Raw genomic sequence first — 24,381 nt, 5'->3', positions numbered from 1 at the left:
CCCACTATTTACCCATTAAAGAAAAACGCAAAAAATCCACAAAATGGCTCGCCCAATATTTTTCATGATGAATTTCATTCGCCATAATTTTTAATCGGATATTATCCAACGGGTGCCCGGTACGAATCAGCGCCTGATAATAATACAAAGTGCTATCGATATAAGCCTGATTCATATTGGAAATATATTGCGCATCCGCATCATCACCCTCTTTGGTCCCCACCTGAATAAACACTCGGCTTGCCCGATCGATAGGATGTTCGTGCATAAAGCGTAAAAATTCGTTTTCGCTAAACCAGGAAGCCAGAGAAAATACCCCTAAATGCCCGAATATATGCGGATAAGCCGCGCCCATGTAAGCGGTAATAATCGCCCCCATGGAACTCCCCGCCAATAAGGTATTTTCTCGCTGCGGTTTGGTACGATAATGACCGTCGATAAAGGGTTTCACGGTTTCCACTACCCACTGCCCGTACTCCGCACCCTTACCGCCCGTATTACGCGCTTCCGCCGTATTGCCCACGTCCGTACGCCAAGGCGCGTATTCGTCCAAACGGTCAACAGTGGCGTTATCAATACCCACAATAATGATTTTAGGAAATTCTTTATGATATTTAATCGTCGGGATAATTTTCCAAGAATAACCGGAATAAGATTCCTTACTGTAAAATATATTCTGTCCGTCATGCATATACAATACGGGATAGCTCTGCCAGTCTTCTTTGTAATAATCTTTAGGCAGCAGCACCCGAATGCGACGCTGATGGTTATAATAAGGTACGTAAAGAAAATGCTCTTCCATTTTTAGGTAATATTTATTAAAGCCCATTAAAAATCCTTATTTATTGTTAAATGCTAAAACAACCTTATACCTAACTATGTAAAATTGCTGTAACACCATTCTCTAAAATTAAGCGGCTGCCTACAATATAGGGTCTGTTTACAAAAAAATAAACCGCAAAAATCCTTAATTTTTCACCGCACTTTATACTAAATTATTCGTCGGGAAACCAATGCCGCCAGAACCAGCGGGATAAACACGGCGATAGCATCCATAATGAGCATGCCTGTAACACCGAAGTCCGGCAAAATGGAATAGGCGTTAAACAAGCATATTTGCCCGATAACACCGGCAAAAATTGTGCAAATCATCGCATTACAGCTCATGATATTTGCCTTCACGCCGATAAAAATCACCCAAAGGGAAATCGGAATAAACAGTAATGAACCGGTAATTAACCCACCGTGATTAAGGAAAGGTTGATGGTCAAGTAAGCCGAACGTTAAGTGCAACACGCCTTCGGCAAGGATAAAACCGTATAAACTCAAACCGACCAGCGAATTACGTTTGCTCATTATGGCGGCAAGCGGCGCGGCAATCCAGGCAAACAATACGTTCACAAACGGAAAATGTACCGCCGGAATCGGACAGGGTTCATAAGACTTATAACCGTGCAAGCGACAAACTTCGGCGACTACATTATAGCTGTCGGTCGCCACATTATAGGAAAGGGCGAATTCTTCGAATTGGTGAAACATATATAAAGGCACCACCAGCCAGGCCAACCAAACGGGATCCGTCCAACGGTGACTATTTTCATCACTACGGAAAATATCGGTACTAATCATCAACACCGACAACACCGCCGCCATCGCCAGCCCCATCCAAGGCCAGGCAAAGTTGAATTTGACAAATAAATCACCCATAACAACCTCCAGCTGATAAAATCGCTTTTATTTCATTTGAGTATACTCCTTTTTTTCACCATCGTGACAAAGGAAATGGGATTTTATGACCCTGCAACGGTTAATTTCCTTCAGACAAACAGCCTTTTGCACAATTCTTATACATAACAAATCATCAAAAAGCCAACTTAGTTTTAAAACTTTCCGAAACAGAATCCGTGTATATGACAAAATGAGGTAAGGTAATCAATGTGTTGGCAGGTTATACCTATTACGAGAAGCAATCCAAAGCACAAACTTTTGCGGAAGTTTTTGCTAATTCTAATCTATCCGGTGAATTAACTGATGATTTTGAGTAAGCTTTTGAGCAAAACGATCGATTGTGATTGTATTAAATTTGCTTAATCACTTCCGTTATAGCGAATTTTTGACCGCCAAGAGTTTACCTCAGCAAACAAACAGACTGCCGTATGCCGCAACGCCTTTCTTCTGCTATCGCGATTTATTCGAATCATTCCGCTTTCTTAATCGTAACCACTTCGCCATTAAGTTTACTTAGGGTTTCCAATCCGGCGGTAAGCTTACCGAAATAGACCAATCCGTTGGCATAACCCACATGGGAATCTTGATAAAAAATAGCAAGATTTCCCCAAGGAGCGTAATAGGTTAAGTCGCCTTTTTTGCCTGCATAACCCTTCGGACTGTCCGCAATGGATAAGCGTTTGGGAATACTGTGACCGATTTTTTCCGAGTTGGCATAATCTTCCAGTTGCATACTGAGCGGTAATTGCGCATAAAAATCACGGGCGGTTTGGTTGTCAGCCAAAGAAGCGGTGATTTTTTCATTGGAATTTGCAATTTGGATTTCTATATTCATTGGTGCTCCTAAAACTGAGGTGGTACAAAAAAGTGCGATTAAAAAAGCGAAGATTTTTTTCATCAGATTTCCTTAATCAATTTGGCGGGAATACCGCCTACTATCGTATTAGCGGGTACGTCTTTGTTCACCACAGCACCTGCGGCGACAATGGCATTTTCACCCACGGTTACACCGGCTAAAATGGTTGCCCCGGCGCCAATCCACGCATTCTTTTTAATCACAACCGGTTTAACAATTACGCCTCGACGTTGTGCGGGATCAATGGGGTGATCTACGGTGATAATGTTCACGCGCGGACCAATCAAAACATCATCTTCAAGTGTGATGCTGCCTAAGTCGGTAAGCATTACCGCAGTGTTAATAAACACTCGTTTGCCAATACGAATATGCGCACCAAAGTCGGTATAAAGCGGTAAATTCACGTGAAAACTTGCATCAATTTCCGTGCCGGTCATTTCATTTAAAATTGCCCGTATTTCGTTTTGCGTTCTAAAACCGGAATTAAGTTCTGCTACTAACGGCGCATTGTTATCGACAGTTTGGTGAATTTGAGTAAATAATTCGCTATTTTGGTCGATAAGTTGATTGATAGGTAACTCTAGACTGTAATTCATTTTGCTTCCTTAATAAGTAAGCGGTCAAATTTGACAGAATTTTTACAAATTCAACCGCTTGTATCCAATTTATTATTTCAAATTCGCTTTAAAGAATTGTTCGAATTTGTCGTATGGGATTTTGCCGTTTACATCATCGTATAAATCGGTGTGGTTTGCACCCGGTACGATATATAACTCTTTGTTTTTGCTGCCTAGGGCTTTGTAAGCATCTTCGCCGAAGTAACGGCTGTGGGCAAATTCACCGTGAACCACTAAGGCTGGTGCTTTAAGCTCTGACGCATATTTCAAAATTGGCATATTGATAAGTGGCAACATACCTGTTACTGTCCATGAATGCTCTGGGTTTGAGTTCACACTGCGCGGATGATAACCACGTTCAGTACGGTAGAAGTTCGCATATTCTTTAATGAATTTTGGTGTTTCAGCTGTGAAATCTTTTTTCGGATCAAGGTTGTTGGCTGGCAACAAATCTGCATAACCGTCTTTAGAGGCTTCCCAACGGGCGTTACTCATATCCAATTTCGCTTTGTAACGAGCATCCGCACTTTGGGCTGGTGCACGTTCGTATGGACCTTTCGGATTGGCTTCCATTTTGATCTCGTAACCGTTCGCCGCCACACGGGTCATATCGTACATGGTGCTTACTGCGACCGCTTTAATGCGTGGGTCTGAAATCGCTGCATTTAAAGCAAAACCACCCCAACCGCAGATACCTAAAATACCGACTTCATCACGATTAACATTATCTAACGAACCTAAGAAATCAACAGCTGCTGAGAAGTCTTCAGTATTGATTTCCGGTGACGGTACGTTGCGCGGTGTACCCGAACTTTCGCCGGTGTATGAACCATCAAAGGCAACAGTCACAAAGCCACGTTCTGCCAAGTGTTGCGCGTAAATACCTGAAGTTTGCTCTTTCACCGCACCAAACGGACCGCTCACCGCAATTGCCGGTAATTTACCTGTTGCACCTTTTGGCACATACAAATCGCCGACCAAGGTAATGCCGTAGCGGTTTTTAAAGGTCACTTTACGGTGTTCAACTTTATCTGATTTCGGGAAAATTTTGTCCCATTCTTGGGTTAATTGAATACTTTGTGCCGGCATTTCAATTGCCGTTGCGTTTTGTGGAAGTTGTGCCATAGCGTTTGCTCCTAATAGTGATGAACCTAAGAAAAGTGTGGCGGTTAATGCTTTAAGTTTGAATTTCATGGTCTGTCCTTTTGTTGAATCTATTGCTACTTTAATAATTTATTGTAATCCTACTATTGCTACAATAAAATAAACAAATATAGAACAGTATATTCTTAAAAACAGAATAATTTAAATCGGAGGTCAACGGATGCTGAATAAATTTGATGCGTTACGTTATTTCTGTGTGGCGGCCGAAACCTTAAATTTCCGTGAAACGGCAAATCGTTTGTCGGTATCGCCGTCGGTTATTACCCGAGTCGTAAACGAACTGGAGGCGGAGCTCGGCGAACAACTGTTTAAGCGCCATACCCGCAGCATAAAACTCACCAGCTTCGGCGAACAATTTTTACTGCGCGCCCAACATCTGCTGGCGGAAAGCGAAACCTTGTTTAAAATGGGCAAAAATCAAGCGGATGACCTTGCCGGCATTGTACGGATCACCGTGCCTAGCTGGCGGAATAACGATGAGATTATTCGTCAACTTTTAATTACGCTTGAGTCTTACCCTGAAATTATCATCGACTGGCGAGAAGATATGGGCAAGCTGGATATGGTGGAAGACCGTATTGATATGGGACTGCGAATTGGCTTGGAACCCGATCAGGATTTTGTGGTGCGAAAAATCACAGAAATAGGCGATGTGCTGGTAGCCTCACCGGCGTTAGTTAAAAAACTCGGACAGCCGACCGATCTAACGGATTTTGAACGACGCTACCCCATGGCAATTCCCATTAATTCCAATACGGGTAAGCCTTGGACTTTGTTTTTAAATGAGGACATCACTCTAAATCCGAAAAATCCCGCTTTTTATTCCGTCGATAATTACAGCGCGCTGCAGGCGGTTTTGCTTGGCAAATGTGCGGGCTTAATCAATGATTTTATGGTAAAACCTTATCTGGAACGCGGAGAATTAATTCAACTTTTTCCTGAAATACAAATTGATAAATGGCAGCTTTTTCTTTATCGCCCTTATCAGACCGTCACTCCCGCCCGGGTACTTAAAGTATTTGATTTACTGACGGAAATCCTAAGAAAAACCTATTATTAATGGAAGTTACCGCACTTAATTATATAAAAGTGCGGTCGATTTTTACGGATTTTTATTGATAAGACGGTCTTAAGCGCTTAACCGGCGCGTGATAAATCCGATCTCGGCGAATGCCCGAAATAACGTTTATATTCCCGACTGAATTGCGGCAGACTGTCATAACCGATTTCAAAAGCAATTTCCGAGATATTTTTTTGCCCTAGTTTAAGCAGCGCATTGGCTTTGGTTAAACGCAGATTTTTCTGATACTGTAACGGACTCATACCGGTTAAACGGCGAAATTGCGCATAGAACCCAGATATGGACATACTGCTCGCAGCGGCTAATTGTTCAATATCAAAACTTTCGTTGTAATGCTCTTTCAACCAGCCCACCGTTTCGACAATGCGCTGGCTGTTGCTGTTTTGCAAGGCGATTTGGCGCAGGGTACCGCCTTGTTCGCCGGTCAGTAGGTAAAAATAAATGGCTTTCTTAATCAGCGGCAGCATAATCGGCAAATCTTGCGAATTTTCCGTTAAACTGATAAGCATCTCAAAAGCGCGGATTAATTCCGGCGAAGCCGTGCTGACAATTTTTTGCTGAGAAGCCGGCGCAAATGAAAAATTTTGCCGGTTCAACTCGTCAATAATTTCACGCATTAAGGGCAAATCAAAAAACAGCCGGAGATCCAAATAACCGCCATCATCCGTGAGATATTCCGTCATAATAGGCAAATCCACGGTATAACAAACAAATTCCCCCGCCTGATACCGATAATGTTGATCGCCCACCCGTACATCTTTTCTACCTTGCAAAATCAAACAGATACCGCTTTCCTGCAACTGGCTGACATCCCGCAAATCGGTTTCGGAATGAAAAACAAAAAGCTCCGGAACGGGCGTTTCAATGCCCATAGTGCCCTTCTCGCCCGATTTTAGTTTTAGCGTTTGCCGGATTAACCAATTCAACATAAGTTTTCCTGATATTTTATGAATATTACTGAAATTCTTTAAAATTTAACCGCACTTTTCGTGCGGTTCTTGATATTCAGACACAAAAAAGGCGGAAATTCTCCGCCTTTTTTCAATTTACTAAACTATTTTACGTGTTACTACCGCTTTTTCATGGCTAAGCTCATAGAAACTGCGATCACCGTGATAACTGCCCATTCCGCTATCACCTACGCCGCCAAACGGTAGATTGTGATTGAAGAAATGCAGGAAGCAACTGTTAATGGCACCGCCGCCAAAAGAAACCTGCGATAAAACCGCAGTTGCATTTTCTTCAGTTTCGGTAAAGCAGTAAAGCGCCAGTGGCTTTGGCTGAGCTAAAATCCGCTCAATAGCCTCATCAAAACCGTTAAATGTGAGCATCGGCAATACGGAGCCGAAAATCTCATCCTGCATAACCGGACTTTCCCAGGTAACGCCGTCTAACACGGTCATCAACATTTGATGAGTTTCGTCATTAAATAAACCGCCGGCAACAATTTTGCCATCATTCAAGAAAGATTTAATGCGTAAATAATGGCGTTCGCTCACCACTTTTGCATAATTCTCAAACGGGTTATCATCGAATTTTTGCTGTAATTTTTGCTTTAAAATCGCAACAAATTCCGCCTTCACATCTTGCTGAATAAGCAAATAATCCGGCGCAATACAGGTTTGCCCGCTATTAAAGGTTTTACCGAAAATCAACGACTCGGCGGCCTGTTCAAGATTTGCACTTTTATCTACGATAAACGGGCTTTTCCCGCCTAATTCCAAGGTAACCGGCGTTAAATGTTTACTTGCCGCCGCCATCACGATGCGACCGACCGGTACGCTACCGGTGAAGAAAATATAGTCGAATTTTTCCGCTAGTAGCGCTTGATTTACCTCCACGTCGCCTTCAATCACCACAAAAAATTCGGGGACAAAATACTGCGCAACCAAACGGTTTAATAAGGCGGAAGTCGCCGCGGTAAACTCGGAAGGTTTCAACACTACGGTATTACCCGCAGCAATTGCGCCGATAATCGGTGAGATTGAAAGCTGAATCGGATAATTCCACGGGGAAATATTTAAGGTTACGCCGTAGGGTTCGTAAATGATTTGGCTGTGATATTCACCCGTGCCAAAAAAGCTTAAAGTTTCCGGGCTTTCCACATCTTTAGGCGCCGCCAAGCGATCTAAATTTTCCAGCATGTAATCAATTTCATGAATCAACGGTGAAATTTCCGCCAGCATAACTTGATCGGCGGGTTTATTTAAATCGATTTTTAGGGTTTCAATAATAGCTTGCGTATTTTCTTCTAATAAAGCTTTTAACCGTAAAAGCTGTTCTTTACGAAATGAGAGTGACTTTGTGGCGCCTTTGGCAAAAAAATTACGCTGCGCCTGAATTAAAGATGGGATGTTTATCATAAAAGTTCCTAAAATATAATTAAAAAATAATTAAGGCACGTTTATTCTTCACAAATGTACCTCATAAAAAAACAAGTGCATTATAAATTTCTTTATCAAAAAACAATAGCATAATGCTCTATGATTTTTGCACGATTCTCTAAAAGTGCGGTCAATTTTGGCAAAATTTCAAATTCAAACCAATCGCTGCAAAAATTCCACAAAGCTGCGTACCGTAGCAATCGCGCCGCGGTTGCGGTAATAAATCAATGAAACCGGCACGCTTTGCAGTTGCCAATCCGCTAAAATTCGAATCAGATCCGAGCGGTTATGATTTTTGGTTATAGGCAAAATACCAATGCCCGAATGCTGCTTGAGCTGCTGTTCGACGATAGCGAAATCGTTGCAGGTCAGCCTGCTGTGAGGGAACACCGCTACTTCTTGATTTCCTTGCTGAAACCGCCAGGGCAGAGTGTGCATTTGGCTGATAATATGGTGTTGATAAAGATCGTTCGGGCTTTGCGGTTCGCTGTATTGGGCTAGATAAGCCTGGCTGGCAAATACACCGAATTCCATTTTTTTCCACAGGCGGGCAACCACATTTTCATTATCAATAATGCCGGTTCTGACGGCGAGATCAATACCGTCCTGAATCATATTGATTTTCTGATTACTCAGGTTTATCTCAAGATTGACCTGCGGATTTTCATTCAAATAGGTAGCTAAATACGGCTGAATAAACAGATAGAAAATATCGGCGGCAACGGAAATCCGCAGCAATCCGCTCGGGTTTTCCAGACTTTTTTGTACGCTTTCAATGGCAAGTTCCGCCTGTTGCAGCATCTGTTGCGAATGTTCGAAAAAACGTTCGCCTAATTCATTTAAGCTTACGCCTTTTTTCCCGCGATTAAGCAACTGCGTACCTAAGGCCTGTTCGAGTTGGGTCAAACGGCGGCTAAGCCGCGAAACCGGTATGCCGGTTAATTCGCCGGCATGGCTCAGGCTGCCCGATTGCACCACGGAGACAAACAACCGCATATCGTCTAAACTGATTTCTTTCATGTTATCTTTCCATTTTTGCAAAATATTCTTTGAAAATTGTATCTTGTTGCAAATTTATCTTCAAATAAAATCACCCCACTAACGCAATTTGGCGTTCTACAAATTAAATAGAGGAAATAAATTATGTTACAATTAAGAAAATCCAACGAGCGCGGACATGCAAATCACGGTTGGTTAGACAGCTACCATACTTTCTCTTTTGCCGATTATTTCGACCGCAATCATATGCATTTTTCCGACTTGCGCGTGATCAATGAAGATTTCATTCAGCCGACCATGGGGTTCGGCACCCATCCGCACAAGGATATGGAGATTCTGACCTATGTGCTGCAAGGCGCCATTGCGCACAAAGACAGCATGGGCAATGTGAAAACCTTTACTGCCGGCGAGTTTCAAATTATGTCTGCCGGTACCGGTATCTATCATTCGGAATTTAACCCGAGCGAAAGCGAGCTTTTGCACCTTCTGCAAATCTGGATTATGCCGAACGAACAGGGCATTAAACCCCGTTACGATCAAAAACAGTTTGCCGATAAAGAAGGGGCAACATTGATTTTATCGCCCGATGCGGAAGGCGAATCGTTCAAAGTCTATCAGGATATGAAACTTTGGCGTCACCAATATAAAGCACACCAAAAAGTGGAGCTTGGGTTAAATTCCCGCAGAAATTACTGGCTGCAGGTGGTAAAAGGTAATTTAACGGTTAATGATATCGCACTTGCAACTTCTGATGCGCTGGGTATAAGCGCGGAAGAATTGGCAACTATCGAAACCTCGGACGAGGTGGAATTTTTGTTGTTCGATTTACGATAATTAAGGCGTGCGGATATTGGTTTAAATCTCTGCGCCCCATATTAAGGCGGAATAAAATCCGCCTTTATTTTATTTTTACCAAGGAGAAATTATGGTTACCGAAGGTGCAAATTATTTAGTCAGTATTGTGACTTTCTTAGGTGCCGCAATCATTGTCGTGCCCTTATTTAAGAAAATCGGTCTAGGCCCAGTGTTGGGTTACCTTGCCGCAGGTCTGGCAATCGGACCTTTTGGGCTGGCATTGTTCACCGATTCGACCACTATTATTCATATCGCCGAGCTTGGCGTGGTAATGTTCCTGTTTTTAGTCGGGCTTGAAATACAGCCGAAGCAATTATGGGGCTTACGCAAATATATTTTCGGCATGGGCAGTCTTCAGGTACTTGGTGCGACGGGTGCATTAACCGCAATCGGCTTGCTTTATAACTTTTCATTACAATTTTCATTTATTGCGGCAAGCGGTTTTGTGCTGACTTCCACCGCTATCGTTATGCAAACGCTAAGTTACCGTAATGATATGACCTCGGATCCGAGCCGCCGAATTATCGCCGTGCTGCTTTTTGAAGATTTACTGATTGTACCCTTATTGGCTTTAGTTGCTATTCTCTCTCCCGCACAAACTGCAGACTCACTGCAATCCCATTCCCTATGGCAACATATCATCGTCTCTTTTGCCGGTTTAGCCTTGCTGATTGTTGCCGGCATTTGGTTGCTTGACCCGTTATTCCGCCTAGTGGCGAAAACCAAAATTCGGGAATTAATGACCGCAGTTGCGCTGTTTGTGGTGTTAGGTTCCGCCTTATTAATGGAAGCCACCGGTTTATCAATGGCAATGGGTGCATTTTTAGCGGGCGTATTGCTGTCGAATTCCAGCTTCCGGCATCAGCTTGAAGTGGATATTGACCCTTTTAAAGGGTTATTACTCGGCTTGTTTTTCTTAGGCGTGGGAATGAGCCTGGACTTAACCCATGTTTTAAATCACTGGAAAATGATTGTGTCGGCACTGTTCCTTATGATGATAACCAAAGGCATCATTATTTATGCGGTTGCCAGAGCTACCGGCTCCACCAAACTACAATCTCTGGATCGCGCAGTTTTGATGGCGCAGGGCGGTGAATTTGCTTTCGTATTATTTTCCTCTGCCACACTACAAGGCGTAATAAGCGCGGAAGTGCATGCCAATATGACGGCAATCGTCGTGTTATCAATGGCATTAACACCGCTTTTTATTGTGATTTATCAAAAATGGATCGCGCCTAAATTTGCCGTAAGAGAAGTGCTGGAAAATGATGTGATTGAAGAACAAAACGACATCATTCTTATCGGATTAGGACGGTTTGGTCAAATAGTCAACCACTTATTGCGGGCATCCGGTTTTCAACCGACTATTATTGATAAAGACGCAAAACTGGTTAGCGGCATGAAAAAACGCGGCATTCGCAGCTATTTCGGCGATGCCTGCCACCCGGATCTGCTGCATAGAGCGGGAATTGAAACGGTCAAACTGGTGATTGTCGCCATTGATAATACCAAACAGGCAACTAAAATCGTACAGCACATCCGTCAAATCAACCCAAAAGCAAAAATTATTGCCCGCGCTTACGATCGCCATCATGTTTTTGAATTAGCGCAGGCCGGGGCGAACGTACAAATCAGGGAAACCTTCGACAGCGCCTTAAGAACCGGCAAACAAGCCTTAACGACGCTTGGTATCGAACAGGAAAAAGTACACCGTATCGGCAATATGTTCTTTGGCAAAGATCGTCATAGCGTAAAATTAATGGCGGACGTTTATGATCCGAAAAAACCGATGTTTACCAATGCGGATATGCTGAAAATCGCTTTTGAACAGGATGAAGAGCTTAAACTGGAAATCCAAAAAATTCTGGACGAAGAAATATAAAATCAAATAGCAAACTTGAAGAGCGGGATAAAATCCGCTCTTTTCATTTCAGGCGTTCCGCATTCTATCTTTCTATTTATGCAAAATATTTTTTGATTTTTGTATCTTGTTGCAAATTTGTATTTAATTAAAATGCATCACATCGAAACGCAATAAAACGTTTCTTGTTAATTAAATTTCAATTTCACAGAAGGAAAACAAAATGAATCCAATCTACAAATTAGACAACTTAATCAAAACTCTGGCGACAAACCTTAGCCCGGTAATTTTATTACTGACCCGTGTCATCATCGGCTATATGTTCTTATTACACGGTTTACAAAAATTAACCGGCGGCGTTGAGCTCACATCATTAATGGGCGTAGGCGGCATCATCGAAACCCTGGGCGGAATCTTCATCATCCTGGGCTTGTTCACCCGCTTTACCGCATTTATCCTGGCGGGTCAAATGGCGGTGGCATACTTCATGTTCCACGCAAGCGCCGAAACCTTATTCAACCCGGTTGAAAACCAAGGCGAATTAGCGGTGCTTTACTCCATGACTTATTTAATTCTGATGATTACAGGCGCAGGCAGAATTTCCCTTGACGCAAAATTCAATAAATAACTAAGACTAAAAGTGCGGTAAAAATTTAAGGATTTTTACCGCACTTTTTCATTTGATGTTAATGCGCAGGGGGCGAGAGAAGCACGTCTTCGTTTATTACCTGAATTAACAAAAAATAAAACTTGGATCGCTGGTGATCACTTACCATTCCCCGGTATCAGTCATATCCGTGCTGAAGAAAAAGGCGGCTATTCTTGGATTCCCGTGGAATATACGCCGATCGAAGTGAAAAAATAAACAGATTTTTTCATAATACTCACTCGTGAGTAATACGCCAAGCGATCAGCTACAACCTGAAATTGACAAGGTTTTTGCTTTTGATGACATTGCCGGCGCCCATCGTTATATGGAAAGCAATGCCCAAATTGGCAAGATTTTGGTAAGGCTGTAAAGGAAAAGAGATATTGCCTGTCTGAAACCACTTTCAGACAGGCATTTTTATACCCCCACGATTGACAAAGTCCAAAATTAGACTAAAATACCGCTTTCATTTAGTCCAATATTAGACCTTAATACCATGCAAAACCATATCACTTCCATTGATTTATTAGCCGAAACCATGATGCAGTCGCTTCAGATTTACATGAAGTACGCAAGAAAAATGGGCTTGGCGGAGAACGAATATGTCGTGCTGTATTCCGTTTATCACCATCAGGGCTGTTCGCAGAAAGACATTGTGGCGGATTGGGAATTGCCGAAGCAGACGGTGTCGTTTGTGTGCAAACAGCTTGTTGAACGCGGCTGGTTGGCGTTTGTGCCCGACCCGAATGACAAGCGCGGTAAGTTGATGAATTTGACCGCAGACGGTTTTGCCGTGATTGCGCCGATTATTGAAGCGCAAACGGCGGCGGAGCAACAAAGTGCGGTCGAATTCGGCGAAGAAAAACTGGCGACCTTGGTGCAGGATTTAATCCGCTTAAACAAAGTCTTAAGCAAAAATTTAGGGGTGGAATAATGCAGACATCCAATGCCTTGGGCAACTTAAAATCCATCGCTAAAAACAACAAAAAACGCCTTGCCGGCACTTTTGGTTTAGTGGCGGCGGAAAACGTTTTATTTTTGACCTATCCCGTATTCGGCAGTTTCGCGGTTAATGCGATGATGAGCGGCGATGTGTGGACATCGCTTTCTTATTCATTGTTGGTGCTGGTTATCTGGAGTATCGGCGCCATGCGCCGCGCGGTGGATACCCGCGCATTCGCCCGAATTTATGCGGAACTTGCCGTGCCGGTGGTGGCAAGCCAGCGTGCGAAAGGCTTGGATACCTCTTCCGTTACCGCACGCGTTGCGCTATCCCGCCAGTTTGTGGATTTCTTCGAGCAGCATTTGCCGATTTTGATGATGTCCGCTTTTCAGATTATCGGCTCGGCGCTGATGTTGCTGATTCTGGAATTCTGGGCAGGGGTTACCGCTTGTGCGATTTTGGCGTTCTTCGCCTTTTTAATGCCGAAATACGCCAAAACCAATGATTTGCTCTACCTCAAACTCAACAACCGTTTGGAAAAAGAAGTGGACGTCATCGAGCGCAACAACGGCTACCAGCTCAACAAACACTACGGCTGGCTGGCAAAACTGCGTATCCGCATTTCCAATCGTGAAGCGGCGGGTTATTTGTGGATTGGCGTGGCGATGGCGCTGCTGTTCGGCGTCACCGTGGTGCAAATCGCCACCACCCAAGGCGTAAAAGCCGGGCATATTTATGCGGTGATTACCTACTTATGGCAATTTGCCATGAGCCTGGACGATATGCCGCGATTGCTGGAGGAGTTTTCCAATTTGAAAGATATTGGCAAGCGGGTGGAGGTGTAGGATTTATGAAGAAAAAATACTTGATTTTATTATTGGCGCTGGCTTTGACCGCTTGCGGCGAAGCGCAAACGGAAGTTGCGGAAACCACATCACGCATGAAAGTGAACGTGGTACAAGTTCAGCCGACTCAACTGAATTACCGCTTATTGCTCTCCGGTTCAATCCAGGCAAAAGATGATGTGTCTGTCGGCACGCCATTACAAGGCTTGCAGGTATTGGATGTGAAAGCAGAAGTGGGCGATTGGGTGGAGCAAGGACAAGTTTTAGCTACCTTGGAACAAAGCCAAGTGCAATCGCAATTTCGCCAAAATGATGCTTTACTACAGCGAGCCAAAGCCAATTTAGTATCACAACAATCCACATTAAAAGAGGCGGAAGCAACGCTTAAACGCTATCAGCAGTTGATAAAAACGGATGCGGTCAGTCGTCAGGAATTAGATCAGCAACGAGCTAAAGCAGAAAGTGCAAGGGCTGCGATACAGGCGGCAAAAGCTGAAATTGCACAGGTCCAGGCACAGCTTGACGATAGTCGTCATCAACGTAAAAAAGCGGAAGTTCTTGCCCCAACGAGCGGCATTGTTACGCAACGTTCGGCACAAGCGGGTAACTTAACCGACAGCAACGCCTTATTTCATATTGCGCGTGATGGTGTATTGGAAGCCGTGGTGCGAGCCAGTGCTGACGAGATTTCGGTATTGAAAACAGGTTTGGTTGCTAATGTGCAAATGCTTGATAAGGTTACAAGCGGTCTAATTCGCTTAATTTCTTCCCAAATAGACAGTGCAACCCACACAGCTAAAGTTCATATTGCCTTACAGGAAAAGTTGCAAGTGCCATTTGGCACACCTATAAATGCTGCCGTTCAGTTACCTGAAATGACGGCACAAATTGCCGTACCGTTCAGCGCAGTGAATTTTGGTGCTGACGGCAATCACTTTGTTATGGTGGTAAATGCCGATGGTATGGTAGTTCGCCGTAAGATTACTCTTGGCGAAGTGAGCCAAATCCAAGCTGAAGTCTTGTCAGGTTTGCAAGTTGGCGAGCAAGTCGTGCAAAAAGCAGGCGCATTGATCAATGAAGGTGATCAAGTGGAAGCAGTATTATCGAAGGGAGCGGAATAATGAATTTCAGAATTTCCGCTTGGGCAATCCGCAATCCGATTCCGATTATTGTGCTGTTTTTGCTTTTGACAATAATGGGAATTCGTTCGTTTCAGGCGCTGCCGATTAACGCCGACCCGAATATCAGCTTTCCTGCAGTTAATATTACAATTTCGCAAACGGGGGCTTCGCCCGACGAACTGGAAAATTCGGTTACCCGCCGCGTAGAAGACGCGGTTGCCGGTATGGCGGGCGTGCGCCATATTACCTCCAGCATTACCGAAGGTACGTCCACCACTTCGGTGGAATTCCGTTTGGAAACCGATACCGACCGTGCGGTGAACGATGTGCGTAATGCGATTACGCAAATTCGTGGCGATTTGCCACAAAATATTGATAATCCTATTGTTGAGCGAATGGACACTGAAGGAGCCGCACTGGGCTATTATGCGGTGCAGTCGCTGAATATGAACCAAACCGAGCTAGCATGGTTTATTGATGATGCGGTCAGCCGTGAATTGTTAGCCGTTAATGGCGTGCAACAAGTGAAACGCTTGGGTGGTGAAAAACGTGAAATCCGTGTGGCGTTGCAATCAACAAAACTTAATGCTTTGGAGATTACCGCCGAACAGGTTAGCCAACAACTTGCTCAAACCAATGCTAATGTACCGGCAGGTCGAGTGGAATGGTTTAATCAGGAACAATCTGTCCGAGTGATCGGTAGCCAAATAAACTTAGACGATCTTGCCAATTTACCGATTGCGTTAAGCGATAACCGCAAAGTGAAATTGTCGGAACTTGCTACCATTACTGACAGTCACGCCGAAATGCGTAGCCGAACCCGTTTAAATGGGCGTGAAGTGTTGGGTTTCCAAGTGTTTCGCTCCAAAGGCTCCAGCGATACGGTGGTGGAAAGCGGCATTCAGCAAGCGTTGAAAAAGCTAATCGAAACTTACCCCGATATTCACTTAACTGAAGTGCATAACTCGGTAGATACCACGCGTGAAAACTACGATGTGGCAATTTCCACATTACTGGAAGGTGCAGCTTTAACGGTACTGGTGGTATGGCTGTTTTTGCGTAACTGGCGCGCTACCTTAGTGGCGGCGATTGCCTTACCGCTTTCCATTTTGCCTGCCTTTTGGATAATGAAATTGCTTGGTTACACGCTCAACAGTATTTCATTGTTGGCGATTACGTTGGTGATTGGAATTTTGGTGGATGATGCAATTGTCGAGATTGAAAACATTGAAACCCATATGCAGCAAGGCAAACGTCCTTTTCAAGCTGCATTGGATGCATCTGATGCTATTGGTTTGGCTGTTGTTGCCATTACCGCCAGTATTGTTGCCGTATTCCTGCCGGTGAGTTTTATTGACGGTATGACCGGACAATATTTCGGGCAGTTTGGTACAACGGTCGCCGCGGCAGTGTTGAGTTCCTTGGTGGTCGCTCGCCTTGCTATCCCCTTATTGGCTGCTTATTTACTAAAACCACATATTTCCGAACATCATACTGCGCAACATGTAGGACGACTGAAGAAAAGCTATTTGAGTCTCTTAGCAAAAGCCCTGCAATTTCGCAAAACCACATTGCTAATGGGCGGTGGGCTGTTGTTGATGTCAGCGATGATAATTCCACAACTCCCAACAGGCTTTGTACCAAAAGGCGATACGGGGATGAGCCAAATTGACATTACCTTGCCACCAAGCAGTCCGTTAGCGCAAACCGATGACATGCTACAACAGCTTGACCGTATCATTCGTGAGTTTAATGAGGTAGATCTAGTGTTTACCACCGCAGGGAGTAGTGAAATTAACAAAGGCGAAGTGCTGATTAAGCTCAAACCTTACAAGGAACGATCGGTTTCACAAAAGGAATTTGAAGATAAATTACGTGATGAGTTGGTTAAATTCGCCGATATTCGCACCAATTTCCGCAATGAAATGGCAGGGCGCGATGTGTCAATTTTACTGACAGGTAACGATCCGGTAAAACTTGATCAAACAGCTGCCAAATTAAAAAAACAAATGCAAGAAATAAAATCCATTGAAAATGTGCAAATTAATGCACCGTTAGTCAAGCCGGAATTGCAAGTCAAACTGCGAAAAAACGAAGCTGCTCAAGCCGGTATTAGCTCACAAGCGGTCGGAAATTTACTACAAATTGCAACTTTGGGTACAACAGACGGCAACGCCGCACGTTTCAATTTACCAGACCGACAAATTCCGATTCGGGTAACGCTGTCGGAAAACGAACGCAATCAACCCGAAGTATTACAACATCTACGTGTAGCCAGTAGTAACGGTGGTACGGTTATCCTAAACACAATTGCGGATATTCAGTTTGGGGCAGGTTCGGCAAGTTTGGAACGCTTTGATCGCGAACGCCGTATTGCAGTGGAAGCGGATTTGGCAGTTGGGCAAACCATCGGTACCGCCTTATCGCAAATCAACGAACTACCGATAATGCAAAACCTGCCCGACGGCGTGCGTGTGCCGTCTGCCGGTGATGCCGAATATATGGATGAAATGTTTAGTCAATTCGGTTTTGCCATGGCAACAGGCGTGGCAATGGTACTGTTGGTACTGATACTGTTGTTTAAAGATTTCTTACAACCGTTCACGATCTTGACCGCACTTCCGCTTTCTATCGGCGGGGCGGCGTTAGGCTTGTTGTTGTATGGTGCCGCGTTAGATATGTCGTCGGTGATTGGTATTTTGATGTTGATGGGGATTGTGACCAAAAACTCGATTCTGCTGGTGGATTTTGTGATTGAAAAACGTCAACAAGGGGTGGAACGCACCACCGCGCTGATTCAATCAGGCGCAGAACGCGTCCGCCCGATTATCATGACCACTATTGCTATGGTAGCAGGTATGATCCCTGCTGTTTTTGCCGGTGGTGCAAGTGCAGCATTCCGAGCTCCTATGGCAATTGCTGTGATTTGTGGCTTAACTGCTTCCACTCTGTTGAGTTTGGTTTTCGTACCTGTGGTTTATTCGCTGATGGACGATATGCGGAATTACCTTGCCCCGAAATTGGCGAAATTAACCTCGGTTACGGAAGAAGATAGGGTTGTGTAGCCATCTCTACACATTTATTTTATGTTTAAACAAGGAAAATCATATGACAGCTTATGTTGTTTTTATTCGGGACGAAATGAAAGACCAAGCGGCTTACGACCGCTATCTGCAATTGGGCGTGCCGACACTTGCCCCTTTCGGCGGCGAAATCTTGGTAGCCAATGGAGCGCACGAAGCCTTTGAAGGGGCGGATTTTGACGGCTCGGTCGTCCTGCGCTTCCCCGATATGGCGGCAGCCCGCGCGTGGTACACCAGCCCGGAGTACGAAGCCGTGAAATCCATGCGCTACTGCAATGCCGACTGGCAGCCTCTGTTCGCATTTCATACGATAGACAGCAATGCTGGGTATAGCGGAGCCGCCATACAGCGATAGAACAAAGCGCGGCAGGCTATCTCGCATGGCTGGATAAATTTCAGCAAGCGTAGCCCGCATAAAATGCCCGCCGATAACATTGCGCGGTTGCGCGAACGGGCTTTTCTGATCGGCGAAAGCATGATTGCCGCCGTTCAGACAGGGCAGGGCGATGCTGTTATATCTGCTTGAAATTATTCCGAAATTCCCTGTTTTATCAACACGGTTTTTACGCCGACATCGGCGGCAATGCGTTGATAGAATGCATGAAGGTTGGCGAATTGGCTGAGATCCAGCCCTAACATTTTACACCAACGTAATTCAACGAATAGATATACGTCTGCAACGGATATCTGTTCGCCGAAGTGAATGTGGCGGGTAAGATATTCGTCGGCTATAGAAAGCATTCTGATAACATTAGCGGCGGCATCTTTGCGTATCTCATTGGTTAATTCTTCATTGCCTTCCGCATAAGCCGGTACGCGGAAAAGCGGTACGAAGGCTTTGTGCAGATCGCCGTTAAAAAATGCCAGCCATTTCATTGCTTTTGCTTTGTCCCGGGCGGTTTTGCTGCCGAAGATTTTCTTTTCCGGGAAGAGGTTGTCTAAATACGTTAAGATAGCGATATTTTGTGTTAAAACCAGATCATTGTCCACCAGTAAAGGAACCTGCCCCTGTGGATTTAACGCAAGATATTCCGCCGATTTTATATAGTCGTGAGTTACTGCCTGCGCTTCGTAAGGTTCGCCAATCCATTCAAGGGCGACATAAGGCACGGTGGCGCAAGAGCCGGGTAAATAATAAAGTTTCATTATCTCCTCCTGTTTAAGGTAATAGGGATTCTAACTCCCACAATTCGGTCAGTTCCGCACGACGGCGGATTAAATGGGCTTGTGAGCCGTCAACCATTACTTCCGCCGTCAGCGGGCGCGAATTGTAGGTGGAAGACATACTTGCTCCGTAAGCACCGGCGGAACGTTGCACCAAGTAATCGCCCGGGGCGATGGCTAATCGGCGTTGTTTACCCAAGAAATCGGACGTTTCGCAGATCGGACCTACCACATCATAAATCTTGCTTTCCCGGTTTAAAGTGCGGTCGGCTTCGATGATATTCATATAAGCCTGATACAGAGCCGGGCGAATCATATCGTTCATACCGGCGTCCACAATAGCGAAATTATGGGTTTCGTTACTTTTCAAATATTCAACTTTAGTCACTAATATGCCTGAATTCGCACTGATTGCGCGCCCCGGTTCCATAATGATTTCTAAGTTCGTATATTGTTTTAATTTGTTTAATAATGCCGTGGCGTATTCGCTTGGATGAGGCGGCATTTCATCGCTGTAAGTTACGCCTAAGCCGCCGCCTAAGTCTAAATGTTCAAGTTCAATGCCGTCTTCGCGTAATTGTTCAAGCAGAAGGATTAATCGATCGGTGGCGTCTAAAAACGGTTGGATTTCAGTCAATTGCGAACCGATATGACAATCCATCCCCGTTACTTTAATATTCGGCAATCGACTTGCCAAACGATAAACTTCACGGGCTTCGTCAACGCTCACACCGAATTTATTTTCTTTTAATCCGGTAGAAATATAAGGGTGGGTATGGGCGTCAACGTCAGGGTTTACCCGTAATGAAATGGGCGCAATTTTACCCGATTTGCCGGCAACTTCATTAATACGTTGCAATTCCGCAAGGCTTTCCACATTAAAACAGCGGATGTCCAGTTCCAAAGCGCGGGCGATTTCTTTTTCATTTTTCGCTACGCCGGAAAACACTACTTTATGCGGGTCGCCGCCGGCGGCGATAACGCGTTCCAATTCCCCTTGGGAAACAATATCAAAACCGGCGCCTAATTTTGCCATCACCTGCAAAATAGCGATATTCGGGTTGGATTTCACCGCGAAGCAAACTAAATGCGGATGGTCGCCCAATGCGCTGTCGAAAGCTTTCCAGTGGCGTTCAAGAGTTGCGCGCGAATAAATATAAAGCGGTGTGCCGAATTGTTCGGCTAATTCGCTCACTAACAGATCTTCTGCGTATAATTTATTGTTTTTATATTGGAAAAAATCCATATGTTGTATCCTGATTACTGATTATTCGGCTTGTTCTTGTTTCGGTTGTTCCTGCTCCGGGAAATAAAGGGGGCCTTTTACGCCGCAAGCGGTGACGGATGCACAAAGTGCGGTCAAAATAAGGAGAGAAATAAATTTTTTCATTTTGAGTTCCTGATAGATGAAAATTTGCATTCATTCTATCTTTAAAGACGGAAAATATCTATAATTCTGACCTTAAAGGAAAAAATAAGGTAATTTTATGAACATAGCGGAATTTCACCAAAACATTGACCAAATTTGGGACAGTATTGAAGAACAGCTGGAAAATCAGGATATTGACGCGGATTGCGAGCGCCAAGGGGCGGTGTTTACCATCACTTTTGAAAACCGCACGCAAATTGTTATCAACAAGCAAGAACCCTTATTAGAGCTTTGGCTCGCCAGCAAATTGGGCGGATTCCATTTTTCATATAAAAACGGCGATTGGCTGAATTACGAAGGCAAACGCTTTTGGGATTGTCTTGCGCAAGCATGCGCCGCTCACGGTGAAGAAGTGAGTTTTGCTTAATGACCGCAGAACTGAGCAATCGGTCTGAAGCTATAAAACCGGAACTAATAAAAAGTGCGGTAGAAAATCCTGAAATTTCTACCGCACTTGATGTGTTGCATTCTGTTTTCGGCTATCAAACTTTCCGAAAAGGGCAGCAGGAAGTAATTCAGGCGGCATTAAGCGGGCGCGATAGTTTAGTGGTAATGGCGACGGGTAACGGCAAATCTCTTTGCTATCAAATTCCGGCGCTTTGTTTTGCTGGTTTAACGCTGGTTATCTCGCCGTTAATTTCTTTAATGAAAGATCAGGTGGATCAGCTTCTGGCAAACGGCATTGCCGCCGATTTTCTGAATTCGACCCAAAGTTTGGAACAGCAGCAACAGGTGCAAAATAAAGCCATTTCGGGCGAACTGAAATTGCTTTATCTTTCTCCTGAGAAAGTAATGACCAACAGCTTTTTTCAGTTTATTTCGCTGTGTAACGTGAGTTTTATCGCCATTGACGAAGCCCATTGTATTTCCCAATGGGGACATGATTTCCGTCCCGAATATACTCAGCTCGGCGGACTGAAAGGTTGTTTTCCTCATGCGCCGATTATGGCGCTGACCGCCACGGCGGACAGTACAACCAGGCAGGATATTCTGCAAAATCTCAGCCTGAACGAACCGCACTTGTATGTAGGTAGTTTTGACCGCCCGAATATTCGTTATACCTTGGTGGAAAAATTCAAACCGATGGAGCAATTATGCAATTTTGTGGCGGCGCAAAAAGGTAAAAGCGGTATCGTCTATTGCAACAGCCGTAGCAAAGTGGAGCGCATTGCGGAAGCCCTGAAGAAAAGAGGCATTTCCGCAGCCGCTTATCATGCGGGCATGGAGTCGTCGCAGCGGGACGCGGTGCAGCAGGCGTTTCAACGGGATAATATTCAATTGGTAGTGGCGACCATTGCTTTTGGTATGGGGATCAACAAATCTAATGTGCGTTTTGTGGCGCATTTTGATTTATCTCGCAGCATTGAGGCGTATTATCAGGAAACCGGGCGCGCGGGGCGGGACGACCTGCCGGCGGAAGCGGTACTGTTTTACGAGCCGGCGGATTATGCCTGGTTGCATAAAATTTTATTGGAAGAGCCGGAAAGCCCGCAACGGGATATTAAACGGCATAAGCTGGAAGCCATCGGCGAATTTGCCGAAAGCCAGACCTGCCGCCGTTTAGTGCTGTTAAATTATTTCGGCGAAAATCGCCAAACGCCATGCAATAACTGCGATATCTGCCTTGATCCGCCGAAAAAATATGACGGATTATTAGATGCGCAGAAAATCCTTTCGACCATTTATCGTACCGGGCAACGTTTCGGCACGCAATACGTAATCGGCGTAATGCGCGGTTTGCAGAATCAGAAAATAAAAGAAAATCAACATGATGAGTTGAAAGTCTACGGAATCGGCAAAGATAAAAGCAAAGAATACTGGCAATCGGTAATTCGTCAGCTGATTCATTTGGGCTTTGTACAACAAATCATCAGCGATTTCGGCATGGGGACCAGATTACAGCTCACCGAAAGCGCGCGTCCCGTGCTGCGCGGCGAAGTGTCTTTGGAACTGGCCACGCCGAGATTATCTTCCATTACCATGGTACAGGCTCCGCAACGTAATGCGGTAACCAACTACGACAAAGATTTATTTGCCCGCCTGCGTTTCCTGCGCAAACAAATTGCCGACAAAGAAAACATTCCGCCTTATATTGTGTTCAGTGACGCGACCTTGCAGGAAATGTCGTTGTATCAGCCGACCAGCAAAGTGGAAATGCTGCAAATCAACGGTGTCGGCGCCATTAAATGGCAGCGTTTCGGACAGCCTTTTATGGCGATTATTAAAGAACATCAGGCTTTGCGTAAAGCGGGTAAGAATCCGTTGGAATTGCAGTCTTAAAATTTTTAACTTTTTGACCGCACTTTTAAGGTTAGCAAATTCCAATAAAAAGTGCGGTGGGTTTTCGGGAATTTTTAACGCGCTGATTTCCTCGTCTTTTCAATTTCTTCGTCTCCATTTGTTCGGCGGTTGCCGGATCCTTTCTTGACTGAGATCCATAAGAGAGTAGAATAGTTGACAAAATCAGTATGTTTAAATAAGGAGCTAACTATGAAAGTTGCCGTTTACAGTACTAAAAATTATGATCGCAAACATCTGGATTTGGCGAATAAAAAATTTAATTTTGAGCTTCATTTCTTTGATTTTTTACTTGATGAACAAACCGCGAAAATGGCGGAGGGCGCCGATGCCGTCTGTATTTTCGTCAATGATGATGCGAGCCGCCCGGTGTTAACAAAGTTGGCGCAAATCGGAGTGAAAATTATCGCTTTACGTTGTGCCGGTTTTAATAATGTGGATTTGGAGGCGGCAAAAGAGCTGGAATTAAAAGTCGTACGGGTGCCTGCGTATTCGCCGGAAGCCGTTGCCGAGCATGCGATCGGATTAATGCTGACTTTAAACCGCCGTATCCATAAGGCTTATCAGCGTACCCGCGATGCGAATTTTTCTCTGGAAGGATTAGTCGGTTTTAATATGTTCGGCAAAACCGCCGGAGTGATTGGTACGGGAAAAATCGGCTTGGCGGCTATTCGCATTTTAAAAGGCTTCGGTATGGACGTTCTGGCGTTTGATCCTTTTAAAAATCCGGCGGCGGAAGCGTTGGGCGCAAAATATGTCGGTTTAGACGAGCTTTATGCAAAATCCCATGTTATCACTTTGCATTGCCCGGCTACGGCGGATAATTATCATTTATTAAATGAAGCGGCTTTTAATAAAATGCGCGACGGTGTAATGATTATTAATACCAGCCGCGGCGTTTTAATTGACAGCCGGGCGGCAATCGAAGCGTTAAAACGGCAGAAAATCGGCGCTCTCGGTATGGATGTTTATGAAAATGAACGGGATTTGTTTTTCGAGGATAAATCTAACGATGTTATTACGGATGATGTATTCCGTCGCCTTTCTTCCTGCCATAATGTGCTTTTTACCGGTCATCAGGCGTTTTTAACGGAAGAGGCGCTGAATAATATCGCCGATGTGACTTTATCGAATATTCAGGCGGTTTCCAAAAATGCAACGTGCGAAAATAGCGTTGAAGGTTAACGCCGCTTATATTTTTAATAGCGTACCTAATCGGGTACGCTTTTTTTATGCGGAAAATCCATATTTTTCTACCGCACTTTTTCTTTAAAGATTTATACTTAAGTCTGTTTGATTCAATT

At 44.5% G+C, this 24,381-nt stretch carries 23 protein-coding genes and 1 pseudogene; 13 read left to right on the top strand and 11 right to left on the bottom strand.

The genetic code is table 11. The features are described 5' to 3' along the window. Window positions 1-4: 4 nt before the first annotated feature. The 5 genes from A4G13_RS07655 to A4G13_RS07635 form a co-directional block, all read right to left on the bottom strand. Entirely contained in the window at window positions 5-829 is an 825-nt protein-coding gene (locus A4G13_RS07655) for an alpha/beta hydrolase (RefSeq protein ID WP_011201278.1), read from the bottom strand. Window positions 830-990: 161 nt separating this feature from the next. Further along, the gene (locus A4G13_RS07650; RefSeq protein WP_090656543.1) at window positions 991-1,707 is read right to left on the bottom strand and encodes an HXXEE domain-containing protein; all 717 of its coding nucleotides are present in this window, start codon (window positions 1,705-1,707) and stop codon (window positions 991-993) included. A 490-nt stretch (window positions 1,708-2,197) separates the two neighbouring features. Further along, complete coding sequence (locus A4G13_RS07645; RefSeq protein WP_243739729.1) at window positions 2,198-2,563, bottom strand: cyclophilin-like fold protein; 366 nt, start codon at window positions 2,561-2,563, stop codon at window positions 2,198-2,200. A gap of 62 nt (window positions 2,564-2,625) precedes the next feature. After that, a complete protein-coding gene (locus A4G13_RS07640) occupies window positions 2,626-3,180 on the bottom strand; it encodes a DapH/DapD/GlmU-related protein (RefSeq protein WP_090656547.1) in 555 nt (184 codons plus the stop codon). Between the two features lie 72 nt (window positions 3,181-3,252). After that, window positions 3,253-4,395: an alpha/beta hydrolase gene (locus A4G13_RS07635; RefSeq protein WP_090656551.1), complete on the bottom strand. Its 1,143-nt coding sequence runs from the start codon at window positions 4,393-4,395 to the stop codon at window positions 3,253-3,255. A 130-nt stretch (window positions 4,396-4,525) separates the two neighbouring features. Here A4G13_RS07635 and A4G13_RS07630 point away from each other — a divergent pair, with 130 nt between their 5' ends. After that, window positions 4,526-5,425, top strand: a complete 900-nt coding sequence (locus tag A4G13_RS07630; RefSeq protein ID WP_090656554.1) for a LysR family transcriptional regulator — start codon at window positions 4,526-4,528, stop codon at window positions 5,423-5,425. Window positions 5,426-5,502: 77 nt separating this feature from the next. On the opposite strand, the gene A4G13_RS07625 is transcribed toward A4G13_RS07630, so the two are convergent. The 3 genes from A4G13_RS07625 to A4G13_RS07615 form a co-directional block, all read right to left on the bottom strand. Next, window positions 5,503-6,375 (bottom strand): AraC family transcriptional regulator, encoded by an 873-nt coding sequence (locus A4G13_RS07625; protein WP_090656555.1) that lies wholly within the window; start codon window positions 6,373-6,375, stop codon window positions 5,503-5,505. Between the two features lie 120 nt (window positions 6,376-6,495). Next, window positions 6,496-7,809 (bottom strand): aldehyde dehydrogenase family protein, encoded by a 1,314-nt coding sequence (locus tag A4G13_RS07620; protein ID WP_090656558.1) that lies wholly within the window; start codon window positions 7,807-7,809, stop codon window positions 6,496-6,498. Window positions 7,810-7,983: 174 nt separating this feature from the next. Next, window positions 7,984-8,850 (bottom strand): LysR family transcriptional regulator, encoded by an 867-nt coding sequence (locus A4G13_RS07615; protein WP_243739728.1) that lies wholly within the window; start codon window positions 8,848-8,850, stop codon window positions 7,984-7,986. A 123-nt stretch (window positions 8,851-8,973) separates the two neighbouring features. Here A4G13_RS07615 and A4G13_RS07610 point away from each other — a divergent pair, with 123 nt between their 5' ends. The 9 genes and pseudogenes from A4G13_RS07610 to A4G13_RS07570 all read left to right on the top strand — a co-directional run bounded on the left by A4G13_RS07610 (window position 8,974) and on the right by A4G13_RS07570 (window position 18,541). Next, window positions 8,974-9,663 carry a pirin family protein gene (locus A4G13_RS07610; protein WP_090656563.1) on the top strand — a complete coding sequence of 230 codons (690 nt, stop codon included), beginning with the start codon at window positions 8,974-8,976 and terminating at the stop codon, window positions 9,661-9,663. Between the two features lie 91 nt (window positions 9,664-9,754). Then, window positions 9,755-11,566: a monovalent cation:proton antiporter-2 (CPA2) family protein gene (locus A4G13_RS07605; protein WP_090656566.1), complete on the top strand. Its 1,812-nt coding sequence runs from the start codon at window positions 9,755-9,757 to the stop codon at window positions 11,564-11,566. Window positions 11,567-11,768: 202 nt separating this feature from the next. Then, window positions 11,769-12,173 carry a DoxX family protein gene (locus A4G13_RS07600; protein ID WP_090656568.1) on the top strand — a complete coding sequence of 135 codons (405 nt, stop codon included), beginning with the start codon at window positions 11,769-11,771 and terminating at the stop codon, window positions 12,171-12,173. 277 nt (window positions 12,174-12,450) lie between these two features. Beyond that, window positions 12,451-12,564, top strand: a pseudogene (locus tag A4G13_RS07595) (zinc-binding dehydrogenase); the annotation flags it as partial. Between the two features lie 126 nt (window positions 12,565-12,690). Continuing rightward, a complete protein-coding gene (locus A4G13_RS07590; protein WP_090655457.1) occupies window positions 12,691-13,128 on the top strand; it encodes a MarR family winged helix-turn-helix transcriptional regulator in 438 nt (145 codons plus the stop codon). Then, on the top strand, window positions 13,128-13,982 hold the full coding sequence (locus A4G13_RS07585; protein WP_090655460.1) for an ABC transporter six-transmembrane domain-containing protein: 855 nt from the start codon (window positions 13,128-13,130) through the stop codon (window positions 13,980-13,982). Before A4G13_RS07590 ends, A4G13_RS07585 begins: the two co-directional genes overlap by 1 nt. Before the next feature lie 5 nt (window positions 13,983-13,987). Next, on the top strand, window positions 13,988-15,103 hold the full coding sequence (locus tag A4G13_RS07580; protein ID WP_090655464.1) for an efflux RND transporter periplasmic adaptor subunit: 1,116 nt from the start codon (window positions 13,988-13,990) through the stop codon (window positions 15,101-15,103). Further along, window positions 15,103-18,168 carry an efflux RND transporter permease subunit gene (locus A4G13_RS07575; RefSeq protein WP_090655467.1) on the top strand — a complete coding sequence of 1,022 codons (3,066 nt, stop codon included), beginning with the start codon at window positions 15,103-15,105 and terminating at the stop codon, window positions 18,166-18,168. Before A4G13_RS07580 ends, A4G13_RS07575 begins: the two co-directional genes overlap by 1 nt. A gap of 43 nt (window positions 18,169-18,211) precedes the next feature. Continuing rightward, complete coding sequence (locus tag A4G13_RS07570; protein WP_090655472.1) at window positions 18,212-18,541, top strand: DUF1330 domain-containing protein; 330 nt, start codon at window positions 18,212-18,214, stop codon at window positions 18,539-18,541. Window positions 18,542-18,714: 173 nt separating this feature from the next. Here the strand turns inward: A4G13_RS07570 and A4G13_RS07565 are convergent, their stop codons facing one another. From A4G13_RS07565 to lptM, 3 genes are read right to left on the bottom strand one after another with little or no spacing between them, the layout of a single operon-like run. Then, window positions 18,715-19,332, bottom strand: coding sequence for a glutathione S-transferase family protein (locus tag A4G13_RS07565; RefSeq protein ID WP_090655475.1), 618 nt, complete (start codon window positions 19,330-19,332; stop codon window positions 18,715-18,717). A gap of 13 nt (window positions 19,333-19,345) precedes the next feature. Further along, window positions 19,346-20,596, bottom strand: coding sequence for a diaminopimelate decarboxylase (gene lysA, locus A4G13_RS07560; RefSeq protein ID WP_090655478.1), 1,251 nt, complete (start codon window positions 20,594-20,596; stop codon window positions 19,346-19,348). 21 nt (window positions 20,597-20,617) lie between these two features. Beyond that, the gene (gene lptM / locus A4G13_RS07555; RefSeq protein ID WP_083754321.1) at window positions 20,618-20,740 is read right to left on the bottom strand and encodes an LPS translocon maturation chaperone LptM; all 123 of its coding nucleotides are present in this window, start codon (window positions 20,738-20,740) and stop codon (window positions 20,618-20,620) included. Window positions 20,741-20,837: 97 nt separating this feature from the next. Between lptM and cyaY the strand changes: the two genes are divergently transcribed. The 3 genes from cyaY to A4G13_RS07540 all read left to right on the top strand — a co-directional run bounded on the left by cyaY (window position 20,838) and on the right by A4G13_RS07540 (window position 24,262). Next, window positions 20,838-21,146 (top strand): iron donor protein CyaY, encoded by a 309-nt coding sequence (gene cyaY, locus A4G13_RS07550; RefSeq protein WP_011201237.1) that lies wholly within the window; start codon window positions 20,838-20,840, stop codon window positions 21,144-21,146. Then, complete coding sequence (gene recQ / locus A4G13_RS07545) at window positions 21,146-23,059, top strand: DNA helicase RecQ (protein WP_090655480.1); 1,914 nt, start codon at window positions 21,146-21,148, stop codon at window positions 23,057-23,059. The genes cyaY and recQ overlap by 1 nt, the downstream gene beginning before the upstream one ends. A 210-nt stretch (window positions 23,060-23,269) precedes the next feature. Continuing rightward, entirely contained in the window at window positions 23,270-24,262 is a 993-nt protein-coding gene (locus tag A4G13_RS07540) for a 2-hydroxyacid dehydrogenase (protein WP_090655483.1), read from the top strand. Window positions 24,263-24,381: the final 119 nt, after the last annotated feature.

It is taken from the genome of Basfia succiniciproducens, assembly GCF_011455875.1.
GTDB lineage: Bacteria > Pseudomonadota > Gammaproteobacteria > Enterobacterales > Pasteurellaceae > Basfia > Basfia succiniciproducens.
Note: the sequence above shows the minus strand (reverse complement) of the source record. Positions and strands in the feature narration are given on the sequence as shown.